17 protein-coding genes and 8 tRNA genes are annotated in these 17,634 nt (G+C 37.9%); 24 read left to right on the forward strand and 1 reads right to left on the reverse strand.

What is annotated here, in order from left to right:
* The first annotated feature begins 63 nt into the window (after positions 1-63).
* The 4 genes from B1B04_RS16615 (at position 64) to B1B04_RS16630 (ending at position 4,764) form a co-directional block, all read left to right on the forward strand.
* The gene (locus B1B04_RS16615) at positions 64-756 is read left to right on the forward strand and encodes an alpha/beta hydrolase (RefSeq protein WP_079562534.1); all 693 of its coding nucleotides are present in this window, start codon (positions 64-66) and stop codon (positions 754-756) included.
* 351 nt (positions 757-1,107) lie between these two features.
* On the forward strand, positions 1,108-2,631 hold the full coding sequence (gene cshA, locus B1B04_RS16620) for a degradosome RNA helicase CshA (RefSeq protein ID WP_079562535.1): 1,524 nt from the start codon (positions 1,108-1,110) through the stop codon (positions 2,629-2,631).
* 194 nt (positions 2,632-2,825) lie between these two features.
* Positions 2,826-3,305, forward strand: a complete 480-nt coding sequence (locus B1B04_RS16625) for a PH domain-containing protein (RefSeq protein ID WP_079562536.1) — start codon at positions 2,826-2,828, stop codon at positions 3,303-3,305.
* Positions 3,298-4,764 (forward strand): PH domain-containing protein, encoded by a 1,467-nt coding sequence (locus tag B1B04_RS16630; protein WP_079562537.1) that lies wholly within the window; start codon positions 3,298-3,300, stop codon positions 4,762-4,764. Before B1B04_RS16625 ends, B1B04_RS16630 begins: the two co-directional genes overlap by 8 nt.
* A 598-nt stretch (positions 4,765-5,362) precedes the next feature.
* Here the strand turns inward: B1B04_RS16630 and B1B04_RS16635 are convergent.
* Positions 5,363-5,983, reverse strand: a complete 621-nt coding sequence (locus B1B04_RS16635) for a rhomboid family intramembrane serine protease (RefSeq protein WP_079562538.1) — start codon at positions 5,981-5,983, stop codon at positions 5,363-5,365.
* 64 nt (positions 5,984-6,047) lie between these two features.
* Here B1B04_RS16635 and acpS point away from each other — a divergent pair, with 64 nt between their 5' ends.
* The 20 genes from acpS to B1B04_RS16735 all read left to right on the forward strand — a co-directional run bounded on the left by acpS (position 6,048) and on the right by B1B04_RS16735 (position 17,426).
* Complete coding sequence (gene acpS, locus B1B04_RS16640) at positions 6,048-6,401, forward strand: holo-ACP synthase (protein ID WP_079562539.1); 354 nt, start codon at positions 6,048-6,050, stop codon at positions 6,399-6,401.
* Between the two features lie 278 nt (positions 6,402-6,679).
* Entirely contained in the window at positions 6,680-7,786 is a 1,107-nt protein-coding gene (locus tag B1B04_RS16645; RefSeq protein ID WP_079562540.1) for a LolA family protein, read from the forward strand.
* A 219-nt stretch (positions 7,787-8,005) separates the two neighbouring features.
* A complete protein-coding gene (gene alr, locus B1B04_RS16650) occupies positions 8,006-9,127 on the forward strand; it encodes an alanine racemase (protein ID WP_079562541.1) in 1,122 nt (373 codons plus the stop codon).
* 321 nt (positions 9,128-9,448) lie between these two features.
* The gene (locus tag B1B04_RS16655) at positions 9,449-9,712 is read left to right on the forward strand and encodes a hypothetical protein (RefSeq protein WP_049663444.1); all 264 of its coding nucleotides are present in this window, start codon (positions 9,449-9,451) and stop codon (positions 9,710-9,712) included.
* A gap of 4 nt (positions 9,713-9,716) precedes the next feature.
* On the forward strand, positions 9,717-10,067 hold the full coding sequence (locus B1B04_RS16660) for a type II toxin-antitoxin system PemK/MazF family toxin (RefSeq protein WP_049663446.1): 351 nt from the start codon (positions 9,717-9,719) through the stop codon (positions 10,065-10,067).
* 391 nt (positions 10,068-10,458) lie between these two features.
* Positions 10,459-10,860, forward strand: a complete 402-nt coding sequence (locus B1B04_RS16665; protein WP_079562542.1) for an anti-sigma regulatory factor — start codon at positions 10,459-10,461, stop codon at positions 10,858-10,860.
* A 12-nt stretch (positions 10,861-10,872) separates the two neighbouring features.
* Positions 10,873-11,868 (forward strand): PP2C family protein-serine/threonine phosphatase, encoded by a 996-nt coding sequence (locus tag B1B04_RS16670; protein ID WP_094075111.1) that lies wholly within the window; start codon positions 10,873-10,875, stop codon positions 11,866-11,868.
* Between the two features lie 71 nt (positions 11,869-11,939).
* Positions 11,940-12,275, forward strand: coding sequence for an STAS domain-containing protein (locus B1B04_RS16675; protein ID WP_079562544.1), 336 nt, complete (start codon positions 11,940-11,942; stop codon positions 12,273-12,275).
* On the forward strand, positions 12,272-12,742 hold the full coding sequence (gene rsbW, locus B1B04_RS16680) for an anti-sigma B factor RsbW (protein WP_079562545.1): 471 nt from the start codon (positions 12,272-12,274) through the stop codon (positions 12,740-12,742). Before B1B04_RS16675 ends, rsbW begins: the two co-directional genes overlap by 4 nt.
* Positions 12,720-13,505, forward strand: a complete 786-nt coding sequence (gene sigB, locus B1B04_RS16685; protein ID WP_079562546.1) for an RNA polymerase sigma factor SigB — start codon at positions 12,720-12,722, stop codon at positions 13,503-13,505. Before rsbW ends, sigB begins: the two co-directional genes overlap by 23 nt.
* A gap of 190 nt (positions 13,506-13,695) precedes the next feature.
* The gene (locus B1B04_RS16690; protein ID WP_079562547.1) at positions 13,696-15,870 is read left to right on the forward strand and encodes a Tex family protein; all 2,175 of its coding nucleotides are present in this window, start codon (positions 13,696-13,698) and stop codon (positions 15,868-15,870) included.
* Between the two features lie 224 nt (positions 15,871-16,094).
* Positions 16,095-16,556, forward strand: a complete 462-nt coding sequence (locus B1B04_RS16695) for a SprT family protein (RefSeq protein WP_079562548.1) — start codon at positions 16,095-16,097, stop codon at positions 16,554-16,556.
* A gap of 91 nt (positions 16,557-16,647) precedes the next feature.
* Positions 16,648-16,724 (forward strand) — tRNA-Asn (locus tag B1B04_RS16700).
* 1 nt (position 16,725) lies between these two features.
* Positions 16,726-16,797, forward strand: a tRNA-Glu gene (locus B1B04_RS16705).
* Positions 16,798-16,833: 36 nt separating this feature from the next.
* Positions 16,834-16,909, forward strand: a tRNA-Asp gene (locus tag B1B04_RS16710).
* 5 nt (positions 16,910-16,914) lie between these two features.
* Positions 16,915-16,989, forward strand: a tRNA-Gln gene (locus tag B1B04_RS16715).
* Positions 16,990-17,004: 15 nt separating this feature from the next.
* Positions 17,005-17,077 (forward strand) — tRNA-Lys (locus B1B04_RS16720).
* A 66-nt stretch (positions 17,078-17,143) separates the two neighbouring features.
* Positions 17,144-17,229: transfer RNA gene (locus B1B04_RS16725), tRNA-Leu, on the forward strand.
* A gap of 22 nt (positions 17,230-17,251) precedes the next feature.
* Positions 17,252-17,328 (forward strand) — tRNA-Arg (locus B1B04_RS16730).
* Positions 17,329-17,352: 24 nt separating this feature from the next.
* A tRNA-Gly gene (locus tag B1B04_RS16735) sits at positions 17,353-17,426 on the forward strand.
* Positions 17,427-17,634: the final 208 nt, after the last annotated feature.

Consider the following 17,634-nt stretch of genomic DNA (forward strand, 5'->3'; position numbering starts at 1 on the left):
TCTCTCACCGATTCTTTCTTTCATTCATCGACTTATATGAGTTACACAATAAGAGGTGAAAGAATGTCAGTAGGTGTGTTGTGTATACATGGATTTTCAGGCGGACCTTATGAAGTAGAACCTTTTACTACCTATTTACGAACGCATACGAATTGGCTCATTGAAGAACCTACCTTGTCAGGACATGGAGAAGAATTACAAATGCGAGGTTTCACTGCTAAGCATTGGTTAATGGATGCCGAGCTCGCTTTTCGTGCTCTTGCCAAAAAAGTAGATGAAGTAATAGTAGTTGGATTTTCAATGGGAGGCATTATAGCGCTCTATTTAGCTAAGCGATATAAAGTGAAAAAGCTCGTATTACTAAGTGCTGCTGCCAAATATGTGAGTCCGAAGCAACTTGTCAAAGATTTTAAAATGCTAGCAACAGAGGCATATCATCGTAATTTGTCTAATAATGAGCTGTTTTTACGATACCGGCATAAGTTTAATCATGTGCCACTATCCTCAACGATAGAATTCATGAAGCTTGTTCGAATGGTGGAGCCGTATTATAAAGATATTAAAATCCCGGTGTATATTGTACAAGGGAAATTAGATGGAATTGTGCCCTATCATACTGCTCGCTTTTTATTTGATCAATTAACTTCAAACGAAAAAACCTTGTATTTATCTGATATTGGCAAGCACCATATTTGTTATGGCGAAGATTGCTCTGAATGGTTTTCTAACGTTTTGTCATTTTTAAAGAGTTCTTAAAGTAGTCAGATTATTACGACTCATGCGTTATCGTTGCATACGTGTTAATCCCATGTTAGACTAGTGTAAGCAATGGATACATTTTGTGCGAAGACTCTTCATATTTGATTGAAGAGTACTTTTTTTTGAACACAACGGTTTTATTCTAAAGTGAATAATTACGACAGAATCAAACCGCTCGGTAAAGACCGGGCTTTCCTTTTCATATAAGAGAGCTCTATGTGACCATCATATAGAGAGAATTTTTAAGTAACGGAAACGTTCCACAACACAGGCTCGAATTTGCCGACAACTTCATCTGAAAATGTAACCATTTGTCAACTTAAAAGCAGAAAAAGGAGATTGAGAAGTTTGACAAATTTTTCAGAATTAAATATTAGCGAATCTACATTACGTTCTGTAAAGCGTATGGGATTTGAAGAAGCAACACCAATCCAAGAAGGTACTATTCGTTTTGCGATTGAAGGTCGTGACGTATTAGGTCAAGCGCAAACAGGTACAGGTAAAACTGCCGCTTTCGGGATTCCACTTATCGAAAAAATTGACCCAAAAAACCCTAACATCCAAGCATTAGTAATTGCTCCAACTCGTGAATTAGCAATTCAAGTTTCTGAAGAGCTTTATAAAATTGGTTATGACAAACGTGTAAAATTATTATCAGTTTATGGTGGTCAGGAAATCGGCCGTCAAATTCGTGCGCTAAAAAATAAACCACAAATTATCGTTGGTACACCTGGCCGAATTATAGATCATATCAATCGTCGTACTTTAAAATTAGAAGATGTTCAAACATTAGTACTTGATGAAGCAGATGAAATGTTAAACATGGGCTTTATTGATGATATTAATTCAATCTTAGAAAACGTCCCATCTGAACGTCAAACATTACTGTTCTCAGCAACAATGCCACCAGCAATTCGTAAAATTGCTGAAACATTTATGCGCGATCCAGAAATCGTAAAAATTAAAGCAAAAGAATTAACAGTTGATAACATCGATCAATATTTTGTGAAGTCTGCTGAGCGTGAAAAGTTCGATATTTTATCTCGTTTATTAAACGTTCACCAACCAGAACTTGCAATCATCTTTGGACGTACAAAACGCCGCGTGGATGAGCTTGCACAAGCGTTATCAATTCGTGGTTACCTTGCTGAAGGGATTCACGGTGATTTAAGCCAAGCAAAACGTATTTCAGTATTACGTCAATTTAAAGAAAATAAAATTGATATTCTTGTGGCAACAGATGTAGCTGCTCGTGGGCTTGATATTTCTGGTGTAACACATGTTTATAACTTCGATATTCCTCAAGATCCTGAGTCTTATGTTCACCGTATTGGTCGTACAGGCCGTGCAGGTAAATCAGGTCTTGCGGTAACGTTTGTAACGCCACGTGAAATGGGTTACTTACGTATCGTAGAAGAAACAACGAAAAAGCGTATGACACCACTTCGTCCACCAACAACTGACGAAGCTTTAGTTGGTCAACAACGCTTAGCTTTAGAGACACTTGAAGGTCTTATTGCGAACAACGACTTAGGTGATTATCGTACACTTGCTACAGAATTACTTGAAAACCATGATGCAACCGATGTCGTAGCTGCAGCAATTCGTTCATTAACAAAAGAGCCTGATGACTCGCCAGTAACAATTACTGAAGAACGTCCATTACCAATGCGTCGTGAGCGTTCTGGCAATCGTGGCGGAGATCGTGGACGCGGCGGTAACCGTAGCTCAAACGGACGTCGTGATGGCGGACGTGGCGGAGATCGTCGTGGAGGACGCGGCGGAGATCGTCGAGAAGGCGGACGCCGTGATGGAGGTCGCCGTGAAGGTGGACAAGGCCGTTCACGTGCACCACGTCGTCACGAAGATTAATTTTATCTTCATCAAAATGATTAAACCTTACAGCCAAAGTGGCTGTAAGGTTTTTTTATCTTCTTTCAGCGGATGTCCAAACCCTATTGAAATACGAAGTGACAGCACGATAACGTCAAGGCAAAATGATAAAACTTTGAAACAAAAAGATAATTAGTTACGTATACATATATTAGGAAAGAGAGGGATCGATTTTGAGATCAGAACCAATTCATAAGATTTCTAGGAAAGGGTTAACAGTGTGGCGTTTATATGGTGTATTGCAAACGATAATTCTTTTGATTATAGCGGCTTTAGTATGCTATGGCACTTATTATTTTGAATGGCCATCATTTATTTATTTCATTGCAGTTGTTGTAGTTATACTGAGTGCTATTCTATCTGCTTATATATTTCCAAAAGTAAGATGGGAACGCTGGCGCTATGAGGTGCGTGAAAGTGAGATTGAAGTGCAACATGGTTTATTCGTTGTTAAACGTACGCTTATCCCAATGGTGCGTGTACAACATGTTGATACAACGCAAGGACCGATATTAAAAAAATATGGTTTAGGTAATATTTCAATATCAACGGCGGCAACTGTACATACAATTCCTGCCCTTGTAATGGAAGAGGCGGATGGACTTCGTGCACGTATTTCGGAATTAGCAAGGGTGGCAGAAGATGATGTCTAAGGAAGTTAATCGATTACACCCAGTATCGGCTGTTATTTCAAGTGCAAAAGCATTAAAAAGTATGATTTTCCCGTTAGTTGTTATTATTATAACGAATGGTTTTCACTTCTCGTTTAATTTCCATAGTGATAATTTTTGGCGAACTGCTTTCTTATTCGGTATATGGGGAGTAGGGGCTATACTTGCGCTAGTTAGTGGCATTGTTAAATGGCGTACCTTTGTATATTGGTTTGAAGATGGAGAATTGCGTGTAAAATACGGCTTGTTCGTTAAAAAGAAACGCTATATCCCATTCGAACGGATTCAAAGCTTAAATTACAATGAGGGTATTTTTCATCGGATATTTGGCTTAGTAAAGGTTCAAGTTGAAACTGCGGGAAGTAAGGATCGAAAGCCTGAGGTAGAGTTAACGGCTATACGAAAGGCTGCGGCGGATGCAATAGAGCTGGAAATGCGTCGCACGAAGAACAAAACCAATGAACAGATGAGTGATGAACAGTCGCAAACCGAGGAAGTATTAGCGCCGACGATTTATCATATGTCGATACGTGATTTACTTATATTGGCCATAACTTCGGGCGGAATTGGGGTTGTTCTGTCTGGGCTAGCAGCAATTATCTCTCAGCTTTCAGATATAATCCCATATGAGAAAATCTTTGACGAGTTAGCGGACTTTGCTAAAATTGGCGTATTTATAGTTGTATTAACAGTGATATTCAGCCTAATTGTGGCATGGTTTGTGTCATTTATTATTACATTGATCAATTATTATGAATATACAGTTCGAACTGAAGATGAAAAGCTTATTATTACAAAAGGGCTACTGGAGAAAAAACGAGTTACTTTACCGTTAAATCGAATTCAGGCGATTCGTATTGTAGAAAATCCGTTGCGTCAATTATTTGGCTTTGCAACAGTTGTTGTTGAGAGTGCAGGGGGAAATGGTGGAGAGGGAAATGATAAAAAAATTGCGCTGTTCCCGCTTATTAAGAAGCAGGATTGTTTGGGAACGTTAGAGCAGATTTTTCCGGATGTAAATTGGCGACCAGAGTTTATTCATTCGCCAAATCGAGCTCGTCCTTTTTTTTACCGAATTGATTTCATTTGGCTTGTACCTATAATTGGCGCATGTAGCTATTACTTTTATCCGTACGGGTTACTTTCGCTATTGTTAATTCCATTATCTATATTAATTGGGATTTGGCAACATAAAACAGCTGCTTATAGGATAGATGGAAAGCAACTAACTATGCAATATCGTGTGTTCAGTCGTATTACATTTTTTATGGAGAAAAAACGCATTCAATCTATTGGGACTACTCAAACGTATTTCCAAAAAAGAAAGAATGTTATGTCTGTAAAAGCAACGGTCATGTCGGGCATGACTGGTATGACAGGGAATGTGCGAAACTTAGAGCAGCAAGATGCTGAAACTATAGTATCTTGGTACGAACATTGAATGCGAGAATATGGCTAGTCCTCACAATTAATGTGGGATTAGCCTTTTTTATAAATCATTTATTAAAACGGATGTCCTTATCGGTAGAAGATTCCTACCTCTGAAGGTGATGTCCAAATACCTATTAGAATAACAGTATATGAATGAGTGACAAACATCGTGCTACTACGTTTACACTACGCTTTCGCACAAAAAGCATTGTATTAATCCAAGCGGCTTAGCGGATGCTCTTAGAGAAGTGCATAGTCGAAATGGAAATTAACGACAAATTATGATGATGTTCCTTTTTTACCTATAAATATCCAAATGTTCTGTTTATAATAAAATTAATCAAACAAAAGGGGGAGTAATAGAAAAAGTAGAGGATGTAGCTACGATGCAACAAAACGTGAATAATAATGGCCTACAAACGGGGGCTATTGGGAAGCTTGCGGGAGTGGCTATCATCAAGGGAATTTAGCAACATAAATGGACAAGCATTAATACGGTTTTTGTTTGGGGATAAATTGAAAAAAATGAATATAACGCTAGCGTAAAAATAAAAGGAGCAATCCTCGATGAAAGCTTATCATCAGAGAATGGCTCCACTTTGAAACTATTACTTACCCGCCATCTTTTGTTTACGCCAGCTTAAAATTCTTCTTGGATGTAAGTAGATGAGTCCAAGAAGGAACCCTGTTACTAAACCGCCCAAGTGAGCATAGACATTCACATTCGACTGTAAAAAAGTCATAATAACACTTATCACAATGATTGGTAAAATAAGTTTTCGAAGCATCGGCATTGTACGGCGTGTGTAGTAGACAAGTGCTCCGAAGGCACCAAATATTCCAAAAACAGCTCCACTTGCACCGAGACTTGCATAGCTACTATCATATAGTAGATAGGTTGCCATATCGCCTACAATACCGGACAATAAATAGATTGTAATAAAACGCGCCTTACCTGCAATTTTTTCAAGCTCTGGTCCGAATAAATACAGTGAAAACATATTAAAGAAAACGTGCAAAAAACCAGCATGTAAAAACATTGCAGTAAAAACACGCCACCATTCACCTGTTTGAACAAGGAAGTTCACTTGGACTCCGTAATTCAATACATAGTCACCTATTTCAGGTAAAATAGTTATTACATAAATAATTAAATTAACCGCTATTAATGTTGAAACAATAGGATAATACTTTGTATATTGCTTGAAATTTTCTGTTCTACTAAACATAACTCCACCTCAATTTACAATCATTATACATGGCTTTTTAGAAATAGGAAAAGGAGAAGTTCAAATGATTAAAGGAATTGGTCTCGATATTGTAGAAATTGACCGCATTATTAAAGCAATGGGGAGAACAAATAAATTTAAAGACCGCATTTTATCTGAAAGGGAAAGAGTTTTGTTTGATGCACATACAGAAACTCGTAGAATAGAATTTTTGGCCGGGCGATTTGCTGTAAAAGAAGCATTTTCGAAGGCGTTAGGAACTGGTATTGGTGAAGAATGTAAGCTTCATGATGTTGAAGTTTTAAGAGGGGAAGCTGGTAATCCTGTTTTATATTTTAAAGGAGAGCTTGTAAATGGATTTGTAAGCATAACCCACTCAAAACAATACGCAGCAGCACAAGTAATATTATTACAATAAAAAATGTAAAACAAGCTTTCACCATATAAAGTAAAAGGGCTCATTATTAAAAGTTGCGGAAGACATTTATTAAAACTATAAGTTGATTTCCGTCCCGACTGACGCCCTAGGAAAGCGCCTAGTCGGAGCAGAAATCAACCATTCTGTGGTGATAGCTATTAAAAAGCAAATAAATTTCTGAGTGAAGATAAATATATTGCCCATGTTCAAATGACATAACTGACAAATACGGTTCATATATTGTCGTAGTGGATTTGAAAGAAGGAAAGGGTGAAAGCGTGGGCAACCGAATAGTTAAATGGCTCGTCTTACTTTGTACGATATTACTTCTATCGGCATGTGGTACAGACTCACAGGAAAAAGTGTTGAAGAAAGTTAATGGGAAATGGGCAGAGACCAATGGTTATGAGTTAAATGCGACGATGGAGATTAAATCTGGTGGGGATCCAAAAAAATATGATGTAACTGTTTGGCATACGAAACCTGATTTCTATCGAGTGGAAGTTGTAGAAAGTGGGAAAGACGTTTCACAAATGATAGTGCGAAATGCAGATGGCGTTTTTGTTGTTACACCTACATTAAACAAAATGTATAAATTCCAAAGTGATTGGCCAAAGAAAAATAGTCAAGCCTATTTAATAGGTGCACTAGCAGAAGATTTAGCTCAAGATAAAAATTTAGTCATGAAAGAAGAGGACAAAGCATATATATTTGAAGCGGCTACTAGAAATAGCTATAAAAATAGTATGCCTCATCAAGTTATAACAGTCGATAAGAAAACAATGCTTCCAACTTCTGTAGTAATTATGAATGATGTAAAAGAAGAGCAAATTCGTATCACATTTAAAAATATTAAATTAGGTGTTCAGCATGCGGCTAAAGAGTATGCGGTTGAGCAATTTACAGAAAAAGATGAACCAAAAGGGGAAAACGCTACATCGCCAGAAAAAGATAACAAGGAAGAAAAGGATAAAGGCGATAAAGAGAGCAATAATAATCCGGATGGAAATGATGGGGAACAAGCAGTAAGTGCAGAAGCCGAAAATACAAAGTTCCAAACACATTACCCTGTTGTAAGTTTAGGCAATACGAAGATGGTGGATGAGAAAGTCATGCAAGAGGGTGGCATGGAACGTGTTATCTTAACATTCGACGGTGACAAGCCATTTACAGTTATGCAACAACCAGTTACGAAACAGACTGCAATGTTGCCAGTATCATCGCCTGGTGATCCTGTAGATTTAGGCTTTACAATTGGAGCTATTACAGATACATCTATTAGCTGGGAAAAGGATGGCGTCGAATTCTTTGTAGCATCTAGTAAATTGACTCGTGAAGAAATGGTGCAAGTTGCCACTTCTATGACGATAGGTAGTATGAAATAATTACTCTAGCTACAGCTTTCTAAATGGAAAGCTGTAGCTTATTAAGAAAAATAGTGCAGTTTTGATGAATATTAACACTGTTTAGAAAGTGTTAAGTCATATATGATAAAAGTTATGTAGAAAATTAGTCTAAAATAGAATAACTTATGGTAAAACTGTAGAGCGAAAGTGATTTAATCAATACATATTGTTTTAATAAAATATAAAGAGGGTATTCTTATGGAGATACAGCAGTATTTTAGACCAACCAAAGCAATTGTAGACTTACAAGCAATTCAACAAAACGTAAAAAATTTGAAAAAGCTACTTCAACCTAATGTTCAAATTATAGCTGTCGTAAAAGCAAATGCATACGGTCATGGAGATATAGCCGTTGCAAAAGCGGCACTCGAGGCAGGGGCAACAATACTTGCTGTGGCAACGCCCGATGAAGCATTACATATTCGAGCGCATTTTGAAGAACCGGACATACTATTATTAGGTGCCTCTCCAATTTCGTTTGTGCCATACGCTGCCAAGCAGCGCATAATTCTTACGGCGTTTGCTAGTGAATGGGTACAGCAAGCTGCTCCGTTCATAGCTAATGAAGTAAATCCTTTACGACTACATATAAAAGTAGATAGTGGAATGGGCAGAATTGGCGTTCGTTCAGAACAAGAATTATTGGAACTATATCAAACAATAATGAATACAATAAATGTAGAGCTTGATGGGATATTCACACATTTTGCGACTGCAGATGAAGAAGATGCCTCTTACTTCGATAGACAAGTGCAATTTTTTAAGAGATGTGTCTCAGTATTGCCTGAAAAGCCTAGACTTGTTCATGCATCAAATACAGCTACATCCTTAGTGAAAGATACACATTTACAATTTGATGCTGTCAGATATGGTATTTCAATGTATGGATTATCACCATCGCCTTATGTAGAAGGTATTTTACCATTTTCGTTACAGCCAGCGTTTTCACTTGAGAGTGAGCTTGTTCATGTAAAACAGTTACAAGCAGGTGATTCAGTAGGCTATGGCGCTACTTTTACGGCCCCATCGGATATGTGGATTGGAACGATCCCAATAGGCTATGCTGACGGAGTGATTCGTAAATTAGGCGGACAAGAAGTACTAATTGATGGTCAAAGAATGCAGATTGTCGGACGAATTTGTATGGACCAATGTATGGTTACCTTGCCAAAAGCATATGCTATAGGTGAGAAAGTAACACTCATTGGTCATCAAGGACAGGATGTTATTTCAATGAATGAATGGGCAGCGAAGCTTGAAACCATTAATTATGAAGTACCATGCATTATTACAGCGAGGGTTCCTAGATTTTACATTTAACTCTAAGCTGAAATCGGAATCAATTATGCCGAGGCTTAATTGATTTTAGGACAAATGAATACTTTATCAGAGCAACTAAACAACTTAGTGAATAACTACTTACTAATCAATATGTTAAATTACCGAGTAGATGAGCCATTCATAATTTGTGACATATTGCAAGGTAAATAAGTCGGCATATTCCTTCGACAACCTACATATTTTTACAACTTGGACTTTAAATTGTCAGATATTTTGTCATTTCGTGTCTTTTCAACGATATCTTTCAATGGTAGAATGGGTAGTAATGAAAAGTGGATGGTTCCGTTGGAGGTGCTTGCTGTGTACGAGAAAAAGTTAAGAGAAGCTACAATTGCTGTTCAGGATAGACTGTTTCTACAAACAAAGGAAGTAATTGAGAGTGAATCTTTTGCGCGTATTTTGTCGCGCAAAGTTTTAATGCAGGAGCAACCAAATCAAATACGGGAAGCTATGATGAAAGGATATGTTGAAATGTCTCATATAAATCTGAGTATTGCAAGTGAATGCTTGCACGCAGAATATGAAGCACAACATACAGTGGAGCGTCTCGTTAGCGGGGGATGACACTTTGAATGTAAAACGTGGTGACGTTTTTTTTGCAGATTTATCGCCGGTAGTTGGGTCCGAACAAGGGGGCACTAGGCCGGTGCTGATTATTCAAAATGATATTGGAAATCGATTTAGTCCGACTGTCATCATCGCAGCTATTACTGCACAGATTCAGAAAGCAAAATTACCGACGCACGTCGAAATTAATGCTGAAAAGTATGGTTTTGAACGTGACTCGGTTATTCTGCTCGAGCAAGTGCGGACGATTGATAAGTCAAGATTGACAGATCGTATTACACAACTTGACCATGCGTTGATGGAGAAAGTTGATGGTGCATTGATGATTAGTTTAGGGCTTGTTAAATTTTGATATACATATGTGTATAGCGGCATCGAGATGTTTTCATCTCGATGCTTTTTTGTATTGTTCCCCCAAAATACTTATTGATATCGCTTTTCAAAAATGGTGCCCATAGATTTGAGTGAGGTATATTCAAGATCTAAAATTAGCATCGATTTTTGAAAAAAGTATTGAGAGGTTTAAGAAAATATATATAGAATTTCAACTTCATTCAGCAACAAGTGTTTTTCTGTGCGAAAGCGGAAGCGACAGCAATAAAATTTTTTCTGTGAAATACAAACTTAGCGACAGCAACCATTTCGCTGAGGTAAAATCTTTAATATAATTAAAATAAGTATTCAGCCAAGTGGGTCAAAAAAAGTGTAAGAGTATAACTCCGAAAGGAACTGGGGGGACAGCAGTGACAATTAAGTCTTCGGTTGAGATTATTACTGAGTGGGATATAGTAGCAGCAAGACAACTGGGGCGTGACGAAGCAAAAGCGCTTGGATTTGACACTGTTGATCAGGCTCGAATCACCACAGCTATAAGCGAACTAGCTAGAAATATATATTTATATGCAAGGATAGGTGTCATTGAAATTGAAAAATTTGAGTCAGACACAGAGAAAAAAATAATTGTTATTGCAACTGATCAAGGACCAGGAATAGAGGATGTTCGGAAAGTGATGGAGGATGGTTACTCTACTTCTGGGGGGCTAGGTGCAGGTTTACCAGGCGTTAATCGATTGATGGATAGTATGAATATTCATTCGGTTATTGGTGAAGGGACAACGATAAGAGCTGAAAAATGGCTGTGTTAGGATGTGGAGTTGTTGGATCGATTAGAATCTCAATATAAAAAGATTTTGTCAGATTATATGACTGATCAAACTGAAAAGAATTTGTATATTGCTCAAAATTTCACTCGTCAGTTAATCCAAAATAATATTTCTCTAGAGGATGTTGTAAGTATTCATAAAAACGCAGTTGAAAAGCTATTTCCACGTAGAATGAGTGAAGAACAGCTTGCATATGATTTTCTTATCGAAGTGATGGTGCATTATGGAATGGCTCATAGGGAGCACCAAAGCTTATTACAAAAACAAGCTGAGTATGAGATAGAAATGAAAATTGCTACAAGTATCCAGAGTACATTACTTAAAACAGAGGTACCACAACTTATAAATATCGATATAGGAATGATATCTATTCCAATCCGGAAAATGAATGGGGATTATGTCCATTTTTTATATAATCGAGATGATTATTTGAGTGTAGCCGTGACAGATGTGGTAGGTAAAGGTGTTCCAGCAGCATTATGTATGTCTATGGTAAAATATGGTTTAGAAGCATTGGATTATGCATATAGAGATCCTTCATATGTATTAGAGGTCATTAATCGAGTAATTGAAAAGAGTGTAGACGACAGTATGTTTGTGTCTATGTTCTACGGTTGTTTGGATATGCGAAAAAGCACTTTTTCTTATGCTTCTGCAGGTCACGAGCCAGCTCTTCATTACAGTGCTATGCGTGATCAATTTATCCCTTTAGAATCAACGGGATTATTATTAGGTGTGTTGCCAGAAACGAAGTATTCTTATAACGAAATTACTTTGGAAGAAAACGACATCGTAATCATGATGACGGATGGTGTTACTGAATTCAGATTGCAGGATGAATTGAATGCACGAGAGGTCATTACATCATTAGTATTTGAAAATAAATACTTGTCAGCCCAAGAATTATGTAATCTTCTTTATAAGCAAATTGAAAAAATACAGGATTTTAAACTAACAGATGATTTTACAATTGCAATTATAAAAAATTAGTTTTTTAGGTTTGACTTTTAATAATTACGGGAATAGAAAATTAGTCTAACAAATTGGTGGAGGTGTGCTGTATGGACATGGCGATACACTTTAAAGAACTTGATAATAAACTATACGGATTTGTAGAGGGTGAAATAGATACTTTTACTGCTTCAGGACTCAGGGAAGAATTAGAGGCAGTGAAAATTACTGAGGGATTAGAAATAGTACTTAATTTATCAAAAGTTAATTATATGGATAGTACAGGGCTGGGTATCTTTGTAGCCTTTTACAAAAGAACACTACGCGAAAATGGGAAAGTTAAATTAGTTGGTTTATCGAATAGATTACAAAGGTTGTTTGAAATTACTGGTTTAAGCGATTTAATGGATATTGAAACTGATAAAAAGGTGGAATTAAGAAAATGAAGGAATTTGATTATATTGAGATAAGGGTTCCTGCAAAACCGCAATTTGTCAGTGTGATTCGATTGACGGTTTCTGGCTTAGCTAGTCGAGTTGGATTTAATTACGATGATATTGAAGATTTAAAAATTGCTGCAAGTGAAGCGGTAACAAATGTTGTACATCATGCATATAAGGACGAAGAAGAGGGAGAAATCGTCATTGGATGCGCTTTGTATGAAAATAAACTAGAAATGATGATTGCAGATTACGGTAATAGTTTTAATTTTGAGGAGATAAAATCGAAAATTGGTCCGTATCATCCTGAAGAGAGTATTGCAGGTCTTCGCGAAGGTGGTTTAGGGCTTTATTTAATGGAAACTTTGATGGATGAGGTGATGATAAATAACGATGGTGGCGTAACTGTTTTCATGACTAAGTATGTCGCTAGAGAGCAGGTGGAGAAAAATGTCGAAAGAATCACTACCTAAATCTTCGTCTAAGGAAGATATACTAAGGTGGATTGCGCTGTACCAATCAACGGAAGATGATGATGCTCAGACAAATTTAGTGATTCATTATCGATATTTAGTAGAGTCCATTGCACGTAAATATTCGAATGGTAAATCTAGTTATGATGATATTACTCAAGTAGGTACGCTGGGGTTGCTAGGTGCAATACGACGTTTTAATCCTGATGTTGGTCGAAGTTTTGAAGCATTTGCTGTTCCAACGATTGTTGGAGAAATTAAACGCTTTTTACGCGATAAGACTTGGGATGTTCATGTGCCAAGGCGGATAAAAGAATTAGGACCACGAATTAAAACAACAGTTGAAGCGTTAACAGTTGAGTTGCAACGTTCTCCGTCTATTAAGGAAATTGCGGATCAATTAGAAGTAGAAGAAGAAGAAGTGTTAGAGGCTATGGAGATGAGCCGTAGTTACCATGCTCTTTCTATGGATCATTCAATAGAATCGGATGCTGACGGTAGTACAGTAACGTTATTTGATATTATGGGTAAAGAAGATGACGGCTATGAAATGACTAATAAAAGAATGATTGTTTCTGAAGCAATGAGTATTTTAGATGAGAGAGAAAGGCAAATCATTCAGCTTACATATTTAGAGCAACTCACTCAAAAAGAAGTTGGAGAACGATTAGGGGTTTCTCAAATGCATGTATCTAGAATACAAAGGAAGGCAATAAAAAAATTACAAGAAGCTATCTTAGTAAGAGATGGTGTCTCGCTTTAAAAATTTATAGCGAGAGGGGCTTTGCTGTTATTGTCACAAATACAAGCAATAGCATGAGCTTAGTAGGAAGTGTTAGCGAAAACAGTCTCTTCGTATTGAAAAAATAGTCTACTCTTCCGTTAGAGTAGACTATTTTTGCATTTTTAGTGAAGTGTAATGGTAAAATGAAAAGAAAAAAGGTAGTGATGATGTGGAACAAAAGCAAATGTTACAGCTCATTGCAAAGGATGTAGCTGTTAAGCCGAGTCAAGCTGAGGCTGTTATTAAATTATTAGAAGAAGGAAATACCGTGCCATTCATTGCACGTTATCGAAAAGAAGCTACTGGGTCCCTTGATGAAGTGCAGATTAAAGCTGTGGAGGATCGTTATCATTACATACAGCAGCTTGAGCAACGCAAAGAAGAGGTTATACGATTAATTCAGGAACAAGATAAACTAACACCTGAATTAGAACAAGCGATTCAAGCAGCAACTGTTTTACAACGTGTAGAGGATTTATATCGACCGTATAAACAAAAACGCCGAACAAAGGCGACAATAGCGAAAGAGAAAGGATTAGAACCTCTTGCGGATCTTCTATTAGAGTATCGTAATGATGCTTTAGAGAAATTAGCGATGGCCTTCGTAGATGAGGAAAAAGTTGCTAATGTAGAGGATGCATTAGCTGGGGCGCGAGATATTTTGGCAGAGCGCTTTGCCGATGACGCGGCAATCCGTGAAAAAATTCGTACGTATTCATGGAAAGATGGAGTACTTGCTACAAGTGTGAGGGATGCAGATGCAGACGAAAAAAACGTGTTTGAAATGTATTATGAATATGAAGAACCTGTAAATCGTATTGTCCCACACCGTATTTTAGCTGTAAATCGTGGTGAGAAAGAAGAAATCTTAAAAGTAGCAATTCAAGTACCGATAGATCGAGTATTGATGATTATGTGGAAGGAGTGGATTCCGGCTACAGGTTCCTCTCCAGCAATTGCTGAAGTAAAGCTAGCGATTGAGGATTCGTACAAGCGTCTAATTCAGCCTTCTATAGAACGAGAGTTACGAAATGAATTAACAGAAAAAGCAGAGATGCAGGCTATTCATATTTTCTCTGAGAACTTACGTAATCTTTTATTACAGCCTCCAATGAAAGGGAAGTATGTATTGGGAGTTGATCCAGCGTACCGTACAGGCTGTAAGCTAGCTGTTGTAGATGAAACTGGGAAAATGCTTGAGGTTACAGCCGTTTATCCACATCCGCCAAAACCAGATGTAGCAAAATCGAAAGCAATTGTGAAAGAGATTTTAGCGAAATACCCAATTACTATAATCGCTATTGGTAATGGTACTGCCTCACGCGAAACAGAACAATTTATAGTGGATGTATTGAATGAACTTGAAACAGATATTGCCTATGTGATCGTCAATGAAGCAGGAGCTTCTGTTTATTCAGCATCCGAAGTTGCCCGTACAGAGTTTCCGGATTTACAGGTAGAACAGCGTAGTGCCGTTTCTATTGCACGCCGCTTGCAAGATCCGCTGTCGGAATTAGTGAAAATTGAGCCAAAAGCAGTTGGGGTAGGTCAATATCAGCATGATGTCTCTCAAAAGAAATTGAATGAGTCCTTAACATTTATAGTAGAGACGGCTGTAAACCAAGTTGGTGTTGATGTTAATACAGCCTCAGCTTCACTACTACAATACGTTTCTGGATTATCTAAAACGGTTGCGGAGAATATCGTGAAGGTGCGAGAGGAAAATGGACAATTTACTACTCGTGCTCAACTAAAGAAAATTCCACGACTTGGTGCCAAAACGTATGAACAAGCAATAGGTTTCTTACGTGTGCCAGGAGCCAAGAATGCATTCGATGCTACGGGCATTCACCCTGAAAGTTATAGTGTAGCAGAGCAGATTTTAGAGGTTGTACAAATTGATAAAAAAGAGCTAGGGACGCAAAAGGCCGAGGAAGCCATTGCAAAACTAGATCAAGAAAAATTAAGTGGCATTTTAGATGTTGGAGTAATCACAATTAAGGATATTGTGGATACATTAATGAAACCAAGTCGCGATCCACGTGATGCATTCCCTCAGCCTTTACTGAAAACAGATGTATTGAAAATGGAAGATTTACAAGTTGGGATGGAATTACAAGGTACAGTGAGAAATGTCGTTGATTTCGGAGCATTTGTAGACATTGGAGTGAAGCAGGACGGGCTTGTGCATATTTCTAAATTACAAAAAAGACGTATTAAACATCCATTAGAGGTTGTTGCACTCGGTGATATTGTGACGGTTTGGGTAGAACAAATAGATGTCAATAAAGGGCGCATATCATTAACGATGCTGCCTCCTAAAGATCAAACTATCGAAGCGTAATTAAGTGAAACTTTAATTACCGGGGATTCTCTTGAGCCTTGTTGATTATTAGTATTCACCATCAGGCTATTACGGGCAGTTAGTCTCCCACTTAACTTCTAGCCTTTACTACTCATTGCTTTATTTCGATACAGATAAATTACTGCCCGTTAAAGCGGGATAAAATTTACCACACTGTCTATACTGTACAGTGTGGTATTCTTGTTGTTAGAGGTGATATAGATATGAATAACGAGGAACTTCAATATCTTGTTAGTCGAATATCATTAGATAGTTTCCAGAAGCCGTTTATGCATCGAGCATATTTTAATTCAAGGTTACGTTCAACAGGTGGACGTTATCTTTTACATTCGCACAATATTGAAGTTAACCCAAAAGCCTATGAATTGTATGGTATTAGTGAAGTAGAAGGGATAGTTCGACACGAATTATGTCATTATCATTTACATTTGGAAGGCAAAGGGTATCAGCATCGAGACAAAGATTTTCGTGAGTTATTAGGAAAAGTGAATGCTCCTCGTTTTTGTGCAGTATTACAAATGCCTAAGACAGCTTCCAAAAAACAACGTCGACTGTATACATATACATGCGTAAAATGCCAACAATCATATGTAAGAAAAATTAGAATGAATGTGGAGAAATACTGCTGTAGCAAGTGTTTAGGACGTTTAAAACTAATGGAATGAAAAAAATAATAAAAAAGGGTTGACGTTTACTACAGATGTCCCTATAATAGTAAAAGTCGACAAGATAACGACGACAAAACATGTGAATTATTCCGAAGTAGCTCAGTTGGTAGTAGCACCTGACTGTTAATCAGGTTGTCGCAGGTTCGAGTCCTGCCTTCGGAGCCATGGCCCCTTGGTCAAGTGGTTAAGACACCGCCCTTTCACGGCGGTAACACGGGTTCGAATCCCGTAGGGGTCATTTCATTATTTTAATTCATGAAAATATAGTAACGTTGGTCCCGTGGTGTAGCGGTTAACATGCCTGCCTGTCACGCAGGAGATCGCCGGTTCGATCCCGGTCGGGACCGCCACTTATTGGGGTATAGCCAAGCGGTAAGGCAACGGATTTTGATTCCGTCATGCCTAGGTTCGAATCCTAGTACCCCAGCCATTCATTTCTTAATACGAGCCATTAGCTCAGTTGGTAGAGCATCTGACTTTTAATCAGAGGGTCGAAGGTTCGAGTCCTTCATGGCTCATCTCTTTAAGAAAGAAAGTTGACTTTTCTGGTTATCGTAGTATAATGAGAAAGTTACTGATTGAATGCGGTCGTGGCGGAACGGCAGACGCGCTAGGTTGAGGGCCTAGTGGGGGCAACCCCGTGGAGGTTCAAGTCCTCTCGGCCGCACCAAGTCAATTTATCAAATATATATGCGCCCGTAGCTCAATTGGATAGAGCGTCTGACTACGGATCAGAAGGTTATGGGTTCGACTCCTGTCGGGCGCGCCATTTTAAATAAATATCATTCATATCGCGGGTGTAGTTTAATGGTAAAACCTCAGCCTTCCAAGCTGATGTCGTGAGTTCGATTCTCATCACCCGCTCCAAAAAACTTATTGACATTCATACTTTTGTATAGTATGATGTAGAAGTTGTCGCTTAGAAACGACATTATGAACCTTGAAAACTGAACAAGCAAAACGTAATCAATAAAGTTTTCAGTAGCTAACCTTGAGTTAGTGAACGAAACAAAATTTTGGACATCAAACATGATGCCAGCAAAACAATTTGAGCTAATCAAATTTCTTTTATGGA

This window comes from Lysinibacillus sp. KCTC 33748, from assembly GCF_002237755.1.
Lineage (GTDB): Bacteria > Bacillota > Bacilli > Bacillales_A > Planococcaceae > Lysinibacillus.